This is a genomic window from Paenibacillus glycanilyticus (assembly GCF_051200795.1).
Taxonomy (GTDB): Bacteria; Bacillota; Bacilli; order Paenibacillales; family Paenibacillaceae; genus Pristimantibacillus; species Pristimantibacillus glycanilyticus.
The window spans coordinates 4022646-4036994 of the sequence record NZ_CP195155.1; the positions used below are offsets into that span (position 1 = coordinate 4022646).

Here is a 14349-nt window from a genome sequence, read left to right on the forward strand (position 1 = left end):
CGTGATCACCTCGTCGTGGACTCCATATGTTTCGCCCTCAATTGGCCGCATGCAGCCGCAATATCATGGCCTTGCTCCCTGCGGATCGTGCAATTGATTTTGTTCTTTTCCAGAATGCGCTGGAATTCGAAAATGTCATTGCGCGGCGTGCGTACATAGTTCCGCTCCGGCACGTGGTTAACCGGGATCAGGTTGACATGGCACAACATGCCTTGAAGCACGTCGGCAAGCTCCTGCGCATGCTCGGCCTGGTCGTTAACGCCGCCGATCAAGGCGTATTCAAACGTGATGCGGCGGCCGGTCTTCGCAATATGATTGCGGCAGGCTGCCATTACATCCTCAAACGGGAAGCGGCGGTTAACCGGCATCAGCTTGGATCTGAGCTTGTCATTAGGCGCATGGATCGAGATGGCCAGGTTGATCTGCGTATTCTCTTCCGTGAATTTATACATGCTTGGTACGATACCGCTTGTCGAGACGGTAATATGGCGCTGGCCGATATTCAGACCCTTCTCATGAATCATAATACGCAGGAAGGTCATCGTGGCGTCATAATTCTCGAATGGTTCGCCGGAGCCCATAATAACGATGCTTGATACGCGTTCTCCGGTTGCATCCAGCATCTGCTGGGCCGTTACCACTTGCGCAACGATCTCGCCCGCGGTCAGATTGCGTTTCAGGCCGCCAAGCGTCGAAGCGCAGAAGGTACAGCCGATCCGGCAGCCGACCTGCGTCGTTACGCAGATGCTGTTTCCGTAATCATGGCGCATGATAACGGTCTCGATCGCGTGGTTGTCATGCAGGCCGAACAGGAATTTGACCGTGCCGTCCTTCGACTCGAATCTCGTGATTTCCGACAGCGTCACGAACTGGAAAGACTCCTCCAGCTTCTCGCGAAGCGGCTTCGGCAGATTGGACATGTCCTCAAAGCTCTTCACGCGCTTCACGTACAGCCAATCGAACAGCTGTCCGCCGCGGAAAGCCGGCTCGCCGTTCTCTTTCATCCAGTCTTGAAGCTGATCTAGGTTATAGTCATAAATTATTGGTTTCATCTTCTTATTATCACACCTGACTCTGAAATAGCGCGCCGTTATGCCGGCGCTGATGATTTATTTTACCACAAACGCCCATGCCGAGCCACAAGGGGCCCTACGGGCGCCTGCGGAGACGGGCAATGAAGAAGCCGTCGCTGCCGTAATGATGCGGAAGCAGCTGCGCTTGTCCGTCAAAAGAACGGTCGACAATGCCTTTCTCGCGTAGGGGCGCGAGAGCTTCCTCCGGCCATTCCGCGTCAAGCTGGAATTCGGGATGCTCCGTCAGGAAAGCCGCCACCTGTTCTTCGTTCTCCGCGCTCTCGATCGTGCAGGTGCTGTACACCAGCGTTCCGCCAGGCTTAACCAGCCCTGCAACAGCCCCGAGCAGCCTGCGCTGAATTGCCGCGATCTCGGCGACATCGCCCGCTGTTTTGGTCCATTTGATTTCCGGCTTGCGGCGGATAACGCCAAATCCCGAGCATGGCGCATCCAGCAGCACCGCATCCATCGAAGCCGGAGCAAACCGCTCGCCGAGCTTGCCGGCGTCTTCGGTAATCGCCTCGATATTTTGAAGGCCGAGACGTACCGCCTGATCGACAATAAGCTGGCGCTTATGCGGATGAAGGTCGTTGGCATAGACCTTGCCTTTGCCGCCCATTAGCTCCGCCATATGGGTTGTTTTCCCGCCCGGCGCAGCGCAGCAATCCAGCACCTGCATGCCTGCCTTAGGCGCGACCACTTCGGCGACCAGCATGGAGCTTTCGTCCTGCATCGTCCAGAGGCCGTCGCGGAAGCCTTCCGTATCGGCCAGATTGCCTCCGCGCCTCACCACGATACCGGCAGGCGCAAGTCTTGAGGCCTCGGCATCGCCGCCCTGCTCGGTCAACAGGCTCAGCACCTCGTTTCGCGATGAGCGGAGCGGATTGACGCGAACGCTGGCATGCGGCGGCTCATTGCCCGAAGCGCAGATCGCTTCCGCCGTTTCCGCGCCGTACGCTTTGACCCAGCGTTCAACCAGCCACTCCGGATAAGAATGCCTGACGGAGATCCGCACGACGGGATTCTTGTCCACGATGGCATCAACCGTCAGCTCCGCGCGGTTCCGGTCAATGCTGCGAAGAATGCCGTTCACCATTCCTGAAATTCCTTGATGTCCTCTGCGCTTTGCAATGGTAACCGCCTCGTTCACCGCAGCATGGGCCGGAATACGGTCAAGATACAGCAATTGATAAGCGCTCATGCGCAATAGCTGATGCACCCAAGGCTCCAGCTTGTGCAGCCCTTTGGCCGCGAATTTGCCAAGCCAATGATCCAGCGTCAGCTGGCGCTGAATCGTTCCGTATACCAGCTCGGTTACAAGAGCAGCGTCCGCGCGCTGCAGCTGTGCATCCTGAAGGACACGGTTGAGCTGCAGGTTGCTGTACGCACCGGTCTCCGCCACCTTCACCAGCGTATCAAGCGCAAGCTCGCGCGGCGTACGGACGCGTGCCGGACGCTGTTCCTTGCGCCCCTCCGGTCCGGGCCCACGGCCTTGGCCTTTTCCGCCTGGCTTCCGCTTTGGCTGCGGTTTTAAAGATTCCCGTTCGCTCATGCTTCGCCACCGCCAAATACGGCGCCGGAAGACAATCTTGCACCCGGCAGCCAGTCCGCAATCGTCATAACCCGCTTGCCTGCAGGCTGCACTTCAAGCAGGCGAAGCAGCCCGTCACCGGTCTGCACGTCAATGCCGGAGGTGCTTGCCGCAACCACGGTACCCGGAGCAGCTGTTCCGTTGCCCGCCTTGCCGTCAGGCTTCGCGCATGCCCATACTTTAAACACTTCGCCGTTCAGGTATGTAAAAGCGCCTGCCATCGGAGACAATCCGCGCACCTGGTTGTAAATGCTGCGCGCCGGCTTGCTCCAGTCGATCCGCTCGTCCTCGCGCGTTAAGTTTGGCGCGTACGTAGCCAGCTCGTTATCCTGGGGCTCGGCCTTCAGTTCGCCTGCAATCAGGGCAGGAAGCGTCCGTCCCAGCAATTCGGCGCCGGCAGCGCTCAGCTTCTCGAACAAAGTACCCGAAGTATCCTCATCCGTAATCGGAACTTCAACCTTGCTGATCATATCGCCGGTATCGAGTCCTTCCGCCATGTACATAATCGTTACGCCGGTAACCGTCTCGCCGTTAATAATCGAGCGCTGAATCGGAGCGCCGCCGCGGTAGCGCGGCAGCAGCGAGCCATGCACGTTGATGCAGCCAAGCCGCGGGATGTCAAGCAGCGCCTTCGGCAAAATTTGCCCGTAAGCGGCCGTGACAATCAGATCCGGCTGAAGCTCGGCAATGGCCGCAACCGCTTCGGGGCTGCGCATCCGCTCCGGCTGAAGAACCGGCAGGCCAAGCGCAAGAGCCGCTTCCTTCAGAGGAGGCGGCGTCAATACGCGTTTGCGTCCTTTCGGGCGGTCCGGCTGCGACACGGCAGCGACTACGTCGTAGCCCTGCTCGATCAGAAGCCGCAGAGAAGGAACGGCGAATTCCGGCGTTCCCATAAATACGATACGCATTCCTTTACTCGCCGCCTTTTCTTTGTCTTGCCGTAATGTCGTATACATTTTGCGCAATATCCGTGAACAGAATGCCATTCAGATGATCAATCTCATGCTGGAACGCAACCGCAAGGAAGCCGCTTGCCTCCACCGTAAACGGATTGCCTTCCCCGTCCTGCCCGTTTATGACGATGCGCTCGTAACGTTTCACGTCGCCGTTCAGGTTAGGGATGCTGAGGCAGCCTTCCGGACCAACCTGCTCGCCTTCTTTTTCAACGATAACGGGATTAACCATCGAGATGAGCCCCGTCTCGTCGCCGATATCCACAACGATGACGCGTTTCGAGATGCCGATCTGCGGAGCCGCAAGCCCAACGCCGTCCGCGTCGTACATGGTCTCTGCCATATCCTTCAGAAGCTTCTGAAGATTGGAGTTGAATTTCGTTACTTCCTTTGCCGTCTCGCGGAGCACCGGATCGGGTTCTTTCACAATAATACGAATGGCCATGGCCGTTACCTTCCTTTACAATCGTTATCTATTTTATAAAATGACTTGTGGGTCGACATCGATGCTGAACTGCGCCTGCTTTGCCGGCGAGCCCTCCACAAAAGGCGCCATTGCATGCCTTAGCAGCGCGGGTACGTCGATGTTTCCACGATATTTTATCACACATTGAAAACGGTAGCGATCTTTCATTCTGGAAATGGGCGATGCCACGGGCCCAAGAATATCCATTGCCCTCGGTAGACCGCCTTCAAGCGGGCCAAGAACCCCCTCATCCGCCGCTAATCCCCTAAGCCGCTCGGCAAACTGTTCGCTGACCGAAGACAGCAAAGGCAGCTGCTCATGCGACATCGTCACCAGAACCAGCCTGCAAAAAGGCGGATAGCCCATCACGCTCCGGTGCTTCAGCTCTTCCCGCACAAATGCGGCGTAATCATGATGCTGGGCGGTAAGGATAGCGTAATGCTCGGGAGAATACGTCTGGATGATAACCTCCCCGGGAAGATGATGGCGCCCGGCGCGCCCGGCTACCTGCGTCAGCAGCTGGAATGTCCGCTCCGCCGAACGGAAGTCCGGCAGATTGAGCGACGTATCCGCGGCTATTACGCCAACCAGCGTAACGTACGGAAAATCGAGCCCCTTCGCGACCATCTGCGTGCCCAGCAGCACATCGGCTTTCCGCTCGCCGAATTGCTTCAGCAGCTTCTCGTGGGAATGCTTCTCGGAGGTTGTATCCACATCCATCCGGATCACCCGAATTCCCGGGAACAGCTTCGCGAGCTCTTCCTCTACCCGCTGCGTCCCTGTCCCGAAATAGCGGATATGCTCGCTGCTGCAGGACGGGCATTCCTTCGGAGCCAGCTCGGCATGCCCGCAATAATGACAGCGCAGCGCCCGCGATTTCTGATGAAAAGTGAGCGATATGTCGCAATGCGGGCAAGCAGCCGTATACCCGCAGGAGCGGCACATCACAAAGGTGGAGTAGCCCCGCCGGTTAAGCAGAAGCACCGACTGCTCGCCGCGTTCGAGTCTATCGGCAAGCGCGGCATGCAGCTTCCGGCTGAACATCGACCGGTTGCCGTCCTGCAGCTCGCCGCGCATGTCAATGACTTGCACCGGCGGCATCGGACGGCTGCCGACCCGCTCCGGCATCGGCAGCAGCGCCGATTCCTTGCCGGGCGCAGGCTGCCGGCTGGCGGCCGCGAACGATTCCAGCGACGGCGTCGCGGAGCCAAGCACAACCGCTGCACCATGCTGCCGAGCCCGCCTTACCGCGACATCCCGCGCATGGTATTTCGGGCTCTCCTCCTGCTTGTAAGAGGATTCATGCTCTTCATCAATAATAATAAGCCCAATCCGTTCAAAAGGTGCAAAGATCGCCGAGCGCGCCCCGATAGCGACCTGGACGCGGCGGCTCCGGATTTTGCGCCACTCGTCATAACGCTCGCCGTTGGACAGCCGGCTGTGCAGCACGGCGACGGCTTCGCCGAAGCGTCCCTTGAACCGCTCCACCATCTGCGGCGTAAGCGAAATCTCCGGCACCAGCACGATCGCTTGCTTCCCTAACTCCAGACAATGCTGGATCGACTGCATATAGACCTCGGTCTTGCCGCTTCCCGTGACGCCGTGAAGCAGCAACACCTGCGGTTCGCCGCGGCTTACCGTGCCGGCAATCCGCTCATACACGTCCTGCTGGCCGGGCATAAGCGGCAGAGGTACGGTCCGCTGGAAATCCCTGCCTGCGTACGGATCCCGTTCCTGCTCGACCTCATGAAGGCCAAGCAGGCCCTTGTCCGCAAGCGCCCGGACGCTGGCGGGCGAACCGCCTGCTTCCGCCAGCAGCGCCTGCAGCGTCATTGCCTCCCCTCGCTCCAGCATAAAAGCGAGCAGCTCCCGCTGCTTCCCGGCCCGGGCAGGGAAGCTCTCCAGCGCTTCGCGCGCCGCAGCTTCATCATCCGGCGGGAATACGGTCAGTACCTTGCGGATCGCCAGACGGTCTCGGATCGAAGTCTGCTCCTGAAGCAGCCCATCGCGGAGCGCTTCTTTTATCGCCGCAGAGTGCTCCGGATACCGCTGCTGCAGCGTCCCCAGCTTAAGCTGCTTCTGCCTGCCGATCCACGTCAGCATCTCCTCCGGCAGCAGCGCCGTCAGGCCATAGTCGTCCGCCGTATAATCCGGATCATCGTTCAGGCTGATATAGCGTTCCGCTTTCCCTTTCAGCGCGGCCGGAATCATGGCCTGCAGGGCGGTCGTCCAAGAGCAGCAATATTTGTCGCTCATCCATTTGGCCAGCTCGATCAGATCGGGCAGCAGCGGCGGAACCGGATCAAGCAGCTCGGATACGGCCTTAAGCTTCATGGGATCCACATCCGCCGTCTCCGCGAGCTCAATGACAAAACCTTGGAGCACCCTGGGGCCAAAAGGAACGCCTACCCGGCTGCCGACCTCAATCCAGCTCTCCATGCCGGGCGGTACTTTATAATCAAACGGCCGGTCCGTCTGGCGGCTCGGCACGTCCACGATCACTTTGGCAATCATTCTTCGCCCCGACCTCCGCTTTGGGCCGCTACCTCCGTAAGGCGCTGTGCCGCAATCGTCAGAATGCGTTGCGCCGTCTCGCGCTTGGACAGCAGCGGCATCGCCTCGATTAATCCGCTTGGACCGTACAGCTGTACGATGTTCGTATCCCCATTGAAGCCTGCGCCTTCCTGGCTGACGTCATTGCCCACGATCAGATCGGCATTTTTGCGCTTCAGCTTGTCCATGGCGTATTTCTCCAGATGCTCCGTCTCCGCCGCGAATCCGATCAAGAGCTGATGCGTCTTCCGCTCGCCAAGCGTCTGCAAAATATCCGTCGTTTTCTCCAGCTCAAGCGTTAAGGTTTCCCCGGACTTCTTAATCTTCTGGCCGTGTCTGGTCACCGGACGGTAATCCGCCACGGCCGCCGATTTAACCACGATATCCGATTCTTCGAACCGTTCCAGCACGGCATCAAGCATCTGCTGCGCCGATTCTACCCGAATCACCTTCACGCCGGCCGGCGGATCAACGGATGTTCTGCCCGCGATAACCGTAACCTCGGCGCCCATCACCTTGGCGGCCTCCGCGATGGCAAAGCCCATTTTGCCGGAAGAATCGTTCGTTAAATATCGGACCGGATCGAGACGCTCCATCGTGCCTCCCGCCGTTACCAGCACGCGCTTGCCCGCAAGCGTTCCTTGCTCCTTCGCTTTCAGCAGGGAGTGAACCGCTATGACGATATCCTCAGGTTCCGCAAGACGGCCTTTGGCTACGTAGCCGCAAGCCAGCTGACCCGTTCCCGGCTCCACAAACATGACGCCTCGGGATGCCAGCAGCTCCAGATTGCGGATAACCGCCGGATGTTCATACATATGCACGTTCATGGCCGGAGCGATCAGAACCGGGCTTGTCGCGGCGAGCAGCGTAGTGCTCAGCATGTCGTCGGCCAGGCCGTTAGCCGCTTTTCCTATAATATTCGCGGTTGCCGGCGCAATTACGACCAGATCGGCACGGTCCGCCAAGTCAATGTGAGTAACGACCGAAGGGTCCTTCTCGTCGAACGTATCGATGTGCACCGGATGCCGGGACAAGGTTTGCAGCGTCAGCGGCGTAATAAACTTGGTTGCCGACTCCGTCATAATGACGTGCACCTCCGCTCCCGCCTGCACAAGCTTGCTGCAGAGCGCCGCGCCTTTATAGGCAGCAATACCGCCGGTAATGCCTAATACTATCGTTTTTCCTCTCAACATACTGTTTCCCCCGATTTATGCTGTTAATCTATGTATTGACCGTTTAGGTGAGACCCATTCGCGCTTTTTCCTATCATACCATAGGTCATCCCAATTTGTAGCCTGCACCGTTCCCAGATGGAGGAATGGAAATCTTCTATTCAAATCCGTATACTAGAGAGTAGCTATTATTTTTTTCTAATCCTAACAGAGGTGAGAGCAGCTCCATGGACGAACTGAAACGAGCTTACGAAACGATGGGTCTTCCTGAAAACGCTTCGAAAGAAGAGGTCGATAAGCGTTACACCACCTTAATGCGACAAGCTCGGGCGAGACAAAGAGAGAACCCGGAAGGAACCGATCAGGCCGACTTTGAAGAAGTCACGCGCGCTTACCGGTATATTCTGGACGAGGACAACCGGAAAGCCAATGAAGCATTCAACCAGCAAGAATACGGCAAGTACAAGAAAATGGCCGGCTCCGCGGAGAAAGTAGACCATTTCTGGCGCTACTACAAGTTCCATGTGCTTGGCGGCATTATTGCCCTCATTCTTGTTATCGTCGGCATTAACAGCTATCTGGACCATCGGGCTGAGCAGGAGCGTCTGGCCAAGCTTCCGCCGGTGGATCTGTCCATCATGTTCCTCGGCGAATATTATATGAGCGACAGCGCGGGCAAGCAGACCGAAGAGGCCGATATTGAAGAAGCGCTCATTAAGCAGTTCCCGGAATTCAAGCGGTTTAAAGTCAACTTCACGTACGTACCGCTGGATGCGAAGGATCAAATGGACATTGCTTCCCAGCAAAAAGCGATGGTCGTACTCGCCACGGAGCGCCCGGACATCTATATTACGGATACGGCTGCGTTTAACTGGGTTGGCACGCAAGGCGCGTTTATGAATCTGGATTCGCAGACGGCTATTACTAAGCTGCTTAAGCCGGAGGACAGCTTCAAGCAAAAGACGGAAGAGGATCAGTCCGAGCATACGTACGGCGTAAAAATCTCCGGCAGCCCGATCATCGGAAATATTCCGATGCAAGCCAAGGACAATTATATCGCCAGCGTTCGCGAAGGCTCCAAAAACACCGAAAAAGCACTTCAGTTCATCGAGAAATTCCTCGAAACCAAATAATAGGAAAAGTAAAAGCAGCAGGTTCCCATGGGAGCCTGCTGCTTTTATATGGCAAGAAACCGGTTGACCCGATTCACCCAATCCCCCTGCTCGTCGGCGAGTACATTCGTCCAGCCGCGCAGCTCGGGTTCCTTGAAGTTTTTTTCCTGATCGTCCACAAACAAGACGGATGCCCTTGATTCGAAATGCTGCTCAACCAGTTCGTAGATGGGTGCATTGGGCTTACAGCAGCCAGCCGTACTGGAGATCGTGATACTGCGCAAATACGGACGCAGCGGCTCAACGATCGGCTCCAGCCATTCCGAGCGGTGGTTGCTGAGCAGATGGATATGGGCATGCTCGCTCCAGCGCGGAATTTGGTCCGCGGCAGGCAACGGCGTAATCTGGGACAACAGCCGTATTCTGGCTTCATCCCTGTCCATTGCCGGAAACCGGCTGCAAATCTCGTCCCAGAATTCATCTTCAGATATAACGCCCGTCCACAAACTCACGCGGATCTCCTGTTTGAATTGGGCCAGCTTGTCGTAGGGCAGCCCATACCGCCATACAAGCTCCTGCCAAAACCGCGGCGAAAAATTCGTCACAATCACGCCCGCCGCGTCTAGCACGAGCTCCGGTTTCAATTTCACAGGCAGCGCCTCCTCCTCACGGATAATCTCATTGCTTTCTCCTACTAATTCAAGCCAGTTCAGTCTTTTCCTGCTCTACAGCCATACTTGAAACGCTTATCGAGGAACATCCTAAAGCGTTTCAAGTATGAGTTTAATCCGTTGGCCAGGCTTAACGATGTGTCACATCGCCAAGGAGTCCCTAAGAGGGGAAAAAGAGAGGCTTAACGATGTGTCACATCGTTAAGCAATGTGAAAATCAGACGAAAACGGAAAAAATGGCTGATTTGACGCTCCTTAACGATACGTCACATCGCTAAGGAATCTCTAAAGGGTGAAAAGAAGAGGCTTAACGATGCCCCGCATCGTTAAGCCTTGTAAAAATCGCCGGGATCGCCGGGATCGTAGTAATGATTGATTTGGTGTCCCTACACGAGGTGACTGCCGTTGCAAAAAGCCCTCAAACTCTAATCCGGCGCAGAAGCGCCAGCCCGTGCTTGAGGGCATGCACAAATTCAACCGATCAGCAAAGCATGAACTACGCCGGGTCCGTGAACGCCGATCGTCAGATCATTCTCGATATCGGCCGAACGGCTTGGTCCGGAAATAAAATGAATCCCGGCCGGCAGCTGCTCGCGCCCCGCTTCATCGAAACGGATCAGGATCTCGCCAAGCCGCGTCTTCAAACGCTCCAGCGGGATCAGAACAAACAATACGGTCGGCAGCAAGCTCACCGAGCGGCCTTTATCCTTCGAGGATAAGACGGTAACGGAGCCGGTATAAGCGGCTGCATAGTCGGCGATTACAATACCGAAGTCCGATTCCGCCGCGCGCGCTCTCCAGTTCTCCTCCGCCTCGCTGTTCCATACGCGCACTTCCGCCCCGGACGCGGCAAGCGTCTCCTCGAGGCCAAGCCCGTTTAACTCCGGCTGATTTTGCCGGATGACGTATTTGGCGCCAAGCGCTTCCGCCTTCTCCGCGATAAACAGCTTAGCCGCCTCCATGTCGGCAACCCGCTCCACATGCCCGCCGGCTGCCTTGAAGTTCGCCTCGAACCGGTCCACGCGTTCCTCAAGCGGCCATTCGAACGCTTGCCAGAAATCCGGCGCCCCGCGGAACGGGTGCTCCGGCGCCGATGTCACCCGGGGACGTCTCAGCTTCTGGGCAATCCCGTTCATGAACGCCTCCTGCTTCCGCTTCGACTCTTCCGCCAGCTGCTTCAGCCATTCCTCATGGGAATCCGCCTGCTTAGCCATGACCGTTGCCTCCCTTGCTGTCTCTGCCTTGCACAATGGCTTCCATCCGGCTGCGCACGTCGGGAGCAACTTCCTTCAATCCATGTCGCAGCTCCTGCTCAAGCGTCCCCCATTGGTCGCGGAACGACTTCTTCGGCAGGCTTGGCGTTACCCGGTACGTATTCCAGCCTTTAAGCGGGCCTAGCTTCAGACGGATTCCTCCGTCCCTTACGACAAGCTTTTGCCCCAGCTTGCCCAGCTTCACAAGTCCGGCATAACGCTTCGAGCTGCCCATGACGGCGGCAAAGCCCTTCATCCCGACCGACTCCGCCGCATTGCCATGCCCTTGCTCCTGCTTGCGCCGGCGCAAATAAATCAGCATTTCGTGAAGCGGAATTTTGACCGGACAGGCCTCGTAGCAGGCGCCGCACAAGCTTGAAGCGTTGGCGATATCATCCCACTCCGCTACGTTTTTCTGCAAAGCAGGCGTCAGCACGGCACCGATAGGACCGCTGTAAGTACCGCCGTATGCGTGTCCGCCGATGTGACGGTATACCGGACAAGCGTTTAGACAAGCGCCGCAGCGGATACAGTTCAGGAGCTCCTGGAACTCCGGATCGCCCAGCTGCAGGGATCGTCCGTTATCGACGATAATAATATGCATCTCATCCGGTCCGTCCGCGTCAACTTCGCGTCTTGGGCCGGTAATGCCGGACATGTAAACCGTCAGCTTCTGTCCTGTCGCCGAACGCGGCAGCAGCGTAGCCATAACCTCCAGATCCGCCCAGGACGGAATAATCCGTTCCATCCCCATCAGCGTAATCTGCGTCTTCGGAACGGTTGTGACCATCCGCGCGTTTCCTTCGTTCTCGAAAAGCACCATCGAGCCTGTCTCAGCAATCGCAAAATTGCAGCCGGTCATCCCGATATCCGCCTCCAGAAACTTCTCCCGAAGCTTTTTGCGCACAAAGCCTGCAAGAATGGACGTATCCGGAGCTAGCGTCTCCCCCGCTTCCCGGGACAAAAGATCAGCCACCTGATAACGGTTCTTGTGAATAGCCGGGATAATAATATGGGAAGGCGTCTCGCCGGCAAGCTGAATGATATATTCGCCAAGATCCGTTTCAATGGCCTCAACGCCAATGGACTCAAGCTCATGATTCAAATGCAGCTCTTCCGTAACCATCGATTTCGATTTTACAACCGACTTCGCCTGCTTGCGCTCCGCAATCTCGAGAGACAGCTTTACCGCTTCCGCAGACGTTTCGGCAAAATGCACATGCACGCCGTTAGCGCGCGCCTGATTCGCAAACATATTCAAGTAGTAATCCAAATGAGCGATCGTATGAAGCCGGATTTGCCGTCCTCGCTCCCGCCAGTCATCCCAATTGCCATGCTCGGCGGAAGCTTGTTTCTTGCCGTTCCGAAGCCGTTCCGTCGTGAACTTGACCGCTTTGCGCAGAAATTCGTCGTTCAGCGCCAGCTCCGCGCGTTCTTTTACCGTTGATGCATTTCCAGCCGTACTCATGCCTGCTTCACCCCTTCATACAAGAGCTCTGCCAAATGCATCACCTTTACCGGCTGATTGCGGTACCGCAGGTTGCCGGCAATATTCATCAGGCAAGCCAGATCGAGTCCTACCAGCACTTCGGCTTCCGTCTCCAGCACATGGTCCACCTTCTCGGTTACCATGGCGCCGGAAATATCGGCCATCTTTACCGCAAACGTGCCGCCAAAGCCGCAGCAGTCCTCCGCAAACGGAAGCGGCACAAGCTCAAGCCCCCGCACATGGCGCATAAGCTCCATCGGCTCCTCTTTAATGCCAAGCAGCCTGCTGCCGTGACAGGAAGGATGGTACGTCACTTTGTGCGGGAATACCGCGCCGACGTCTTTTACGCCAAGCACCTGAACAAGAAATTGCGTGAATTCGTAGGATTTGCGTTGAAGCTTCAATGCCCGCTCATGCATAACCGGATCCGCTTCAAACAGCTTGGGATAGTGATGAACCATGCCCGTGCACGAGCCGGAAGGAGAAATTACGAAATCCGAATCCTCGAACGCATCCAGAATCGTCTTCGCGCTCTCCCGCGCCTCCTTCCAATAACCGCTGTTGAAGGCGGGTTGGCCGCAGCAGGTTTGCACCGTTGGAAAATGCAGCTGAATTCCGTACTTGGCCAACAGTCTGACCATTGCCTCGCCCACTCGGGGATATATCGTGTCGCTAAGACAGGTGATAAATAATGAGACCTTCACCTCGTCACCTCACAAACGTATCGATTCGTTAAACCATCGTAACCGGTATTGAACGCTCGGATAGTCCGGCTGCGGCTTCCTGGGAAAGCCGGCGGTCCGTGATAATGGCGTCAACTTCCGCCAGATCGCCTACATGGGTAAACGCCTGAACGCCGAATTTGCTGGAATCCGCAAGCAGGATAACCTGCTCCGCAATGCCGAGCATTTTATGCTTAATGCGTGCCTGCAGCTCATTCGATTCGCTGATGCCACGCTCCAGATGCACGCCCTTGCAGGATAAAAACAGCTTGTTTACATGATAGGATTCGAGTGAACGTTCCGCTAGCGGCCCTACATAAGATAAAGAACGCGAAGCCAAAATGCCGCCGGTCGAGATCACTTCAATCTTCTCCTTATTGCTTAGGGCGACGGCAACTTTAATCGAATTGGTCAAAACCGTGAGCGGAATATCCGGCAGGATCGATGCCATATACCATGCCGTGGAACTGGCGTCCAGCAAAATCCGGTCGTTCGGCTTGATCAGCTTGACCGCTTCTTCCGCAATACGTCGTTTCTCGTCTGCATGCATAATTTCCCGTTCCGCTACCGGAGTCTCCGGCTGCGTATCCTTCACGCTGACCGCGCCGCCATGCGAGCGGCGAAGCCGTCCCGCCTGTTCCAGGCGGTCCAGATCGCGGCGGATCGTCTCCTCCGTGACCTGACAAAGCTCGCTCAGCTCCGATACCCGGATGCTGCCCCGCTCATTCACCAATCGAACTATCGTTTCGTACCTTTCCGCAACCAGCATAGCCTACCTCTTTCTCTTTCTTCTCAATTTTTCCATACCTATCGATATTTTAAGGCCAAGCTATCTATTATACAACGAAGGATCGGAACCAGAAGGACAACATGCCGGGTTAACAGGAATCCCATAACTTGCGAGCCATTTTGTTTTCCCTCCGATTAGATTTGTTTTTGTTTGTTTATATGTTAACATGTTTGTTTATTTTTGAAAACTGTTATTTCAAACAAAAACGGACATGGCCGGAAACGAAAAAAGCAAAAAAAATAGGATGGAGCTGATCAGCTCCATCCTATTTTCAAGAAATCTTATTGTTGTTGTTTGTCCGCTGTTTGTTCAACTTGCACGATGTCGTGGAAAATTTCTTCCAGTGCAACGCCAACAAATTTGCGGGATTTCGGGCTGCGAAGCTCGGATTTTTCACCGTTGCGCAGCATGCGTGCGCGTCTGGAAGCCGCAACTACAAGCGAATATTTGCTGTCTACTTTTTTCACCATTTCATCAATCGATGGATACAACATTGTTCTTCAC

13 protein-coding genes are annotated in these 14349 nt (G+C 56.2%); 1 reads left to right on the forward strand and 12 read right to left on the reverse strand.

Translation table 11 applies throughout. The features are described 5' to 3' along the window. Positions 1–5 precede the first annotated feature (5 nt). The 6 genes from rlmN to coaBC form a co-directional block, all read right to left on the reverse strand. On the reverse strand, positions 6–1052 hold the full coding sequence (gene rlmN / locus ACR9FF_RS18390; RefSeq protein ID WP_127493423.1) for a 23S rRNA (adenine(2503)-C(2))-methyltransferase RlmN: 1047 nt from the start codon (positions 1050–1052) through the stop codon (positions 6–8). A 97-nt stretch (positions 1053–1149) separates the two neighbouring features. Beyond that, a complete protein-coding gene (gene rsmB, locus ACR9FF_RS18395) occupies positions 1150–2625 on the reverse strand; it encodes a 16S rRNA (cytosine(967)-C(5))-methyltransferase RsmB (protein ID WP_435163578.1) in 1476 nt (491 codons plus the stop codon). Continuing rightward, the gene (gene fmt / locus ACR9FF_RS18400; protein WP_201001131.1) at positions 2622–3572 is read right to left on the reverse strand and encodes a methionyl-tRNA formyltransferase; all 951 of its coding nucleotides are present in this window, start codon (positions 3570–3572) and stop codon (positions 2622–2624) included. Before fmt ends, rsmB begins: the two co-directional genes overlap by 4 nt. Positions 3573–3576: 4 nt before the next feature. Then, entirely contained in the window at positions 3577–4062 is a 486-nt protein-coding gene (def, locus tag ACR9FF_RS18405; RefSeq protein WP_201001133.1) for a peptide deformylase, read from the reverse strand. A gap of 33 nt (positions 4063–4095) precedes the next feature. Then, entirely contained in the window at positions 4096–6597 is a 2502-nt protein-coding gene (gene priA, locus ACR9FF_RS18410; protein ID WP_435163581.1) for a primosomal protein N', read from the reverse strand. Continuing rightward, entirely contained in the window at positions 6594–7829 is a 1236-nt protein-coding gene (coaBC, locus tag ACR9FF_RS18415; RefSeq protein ID WP_127493433.1) for a bifunctional phosphopantothenoylcysteine decarboxylase/phosphopantothenate--cysteine ligase CoaBC, read from the reverse strand. The genes priA and coaBC overlap by 4 nt, the downstream gene beginning before the upstream one ends. Positions 7830–8035: 206 nt before the next feature. On the opposite strand from coaBC, the gene ACR9FF_RS18420 reads away from it, so the two are divergent. Then, positions 8036–8941 (forward strand): DnaJ domain-containing protein, encoded by a 906-nt coding sequence (locus ACR9FF_RS18420; RefSeq protein ID WP_435163583.1) that lies wholly within the window; start codon positions 8036–8038, stop codon positions 8939–8941. Between the two features lie 44 nt (positions 8942–8985). Here ACR9FF_RS18420 and ACR9FF_RS18425 read toward each other — a convergent pair whose 3' ends face one another. The 6 genes from ACR9FF_RS18425 to rpoZ all read right to left on the reverse strand — a co-directional run bounded on the left by ACR9FF_RS18425 (position 8986) and on the right by rpoZ (position 14339). Next, on the reverse strand, positions 8986–9570 hold the full coding sequence (locus ACR9FF_RS18425) for an HAD family hydrolase (RefSeq protein WP_435163585.1): 585 nt from the start codon (positions 9568–9570) through the stop codon (positions 8986–8988). Positions 9571–10064: 494 nt separating this feature from the next. Beyond that, a complete protein-coding gene (locus ACR9FF_RS18430) occupies positions 10065–10805 on the reverse strand; it encodes a LutC/YkgG family protein (protein ID WP_435163587.1) in 741 nt (246 codons plus the stop codon). Continuing rightward, complete coding sequence (locus tag ACR9FF_RS18435) at positions 10798–12312, reverse strand: LutB/LldF family L-lactate oxidation iron-sulfur protein (protein ID WP_435163589.1); 1515 nt, start codon at positions 12310–12312, stop codon at positions 10798–10800. The genes ACR9FF_RS18430 and ACR9FF_RS18435 overlap by 8 nt, the downstream gene beginning before the upstream one ends. Beyond that, positions 12309–13037: a (Fe-S)-binding protein gene (locus ACR9FF_RS18440; RefSeq protein ID WP_435163591.1), complete on the reverse strand. Its 729-nt coding sequence runs from the start codon at positions 13035–13037 to the stop codon at positions 12309–12311. Before ACR9FF_RS18440 ends, ACR9FF_RS18435 begins: the two co-directional genes overlap by 4 nt. A 28-nt stretch (positions 13038–13065) precedes the next feature. Beyond that, complete coding sequence (locus ACR9FF_RS18445; protein WP_127493446.1) at positions 13066–13824, reverse strand: DeoR/GlpR family DNA-binding transcription regulator; 759 nt, start codon at positions 13822–13824, stop codon at positions 13066–13068. A gap of 302 nt (positions 13825–14126) precedes the next feature. After that, positions 14127–14339, reverse strand: coding sequence for a DNA-directed RNA polymerase subunit omega (gene rpoZ, locus ACR9FF_RS18450; protein WP_201001151.1), 213 nt, complete (start codon positions 14337–14339; stop codon positions 14127–14129). Between the last annotated feature and the right edge of the window lie 10 nt (positions 14340–14349).

Excerpts from the sequence above, each read along its gene's own strand:
- ACR9FF_RS18445 (WP_127493446.1), bottom strand. The coding sequence starts at position 13,824 with ATGCTGGTTGCGGAAAGGTACGAAACGATAGTTCGATTGGTGAATGAG.
- fmt (WP_201001131.1), bottom strand. The coding sequence starts at position 3,572 with ATGCGTATCGTATTTATGGGAACGCCGGAATTCGCCGTTCCTTCTCTG.
- ACR9FF_RS18430 (WP_435163587.1), bottom strand. The coding sequence starts at position 10,805 with ATGGCTAAGCAGGCGGATTCCCATGAGGAATGGCTGAAGCAGCTGGCG.
- rlmN (WP_127493423.1), bottom strand. The coding sequence starts at position 1,052 with ATGAAACCAATAATTTATGACTATAACCTAGATCAGCTTCAAGACTGG.
- ACR9FF_RS18420 (WP_435163583.1), top strand. The coding sequence starts at position 8,036 with ATGGACGAACTGAAACGAGCTTACGAAACGATGGGTCTTCCTGAAAAC.
- def (WP_201001133.1), bottom strand. The coding sequence starts at position 4,062 with ATGGCCATTCGTATTATTGTGAAAGAACCCGATCCGGTGCTCCGCGAG.
- ACR9FF_RS18435 (WP_435163589.1), bottom strand. The coding sequence starts at position 12,312 with ATGAGTACGGCTGGAAATGCATCAACGGTAAAAGAACGCGCGGAGCTG.
- coaBC (WP_127493433.1), bottom strand. The coding sequence starts at position 7,829 with ATGTTGAGAGGAAAAACGATAGTATTAGGCATTACCGGCGGTATTGCT.
- rpoZ (WP_201001151.1), bottom strand. The coding sequence starts at position 14,339 with ATGTTGTATCCATCGATTGATGAAATGGTGAAAAAAGTAGACAGCAAA.
- rsmB (WP_435163578.1), bottom strand. The coding sequence starts at position 2,625 with ATGAGCGAACGGGAATCTTTAAAACCGCAGCCAAAGCGGAAGCCAGGC.
- priA (WP_435163581.1), bottom strand. The coding sequence starts at position 6,597 with ATGATTGCCAAAGTGATCGTGGACGTGCCGAGCCGCCAGACGGACCGG.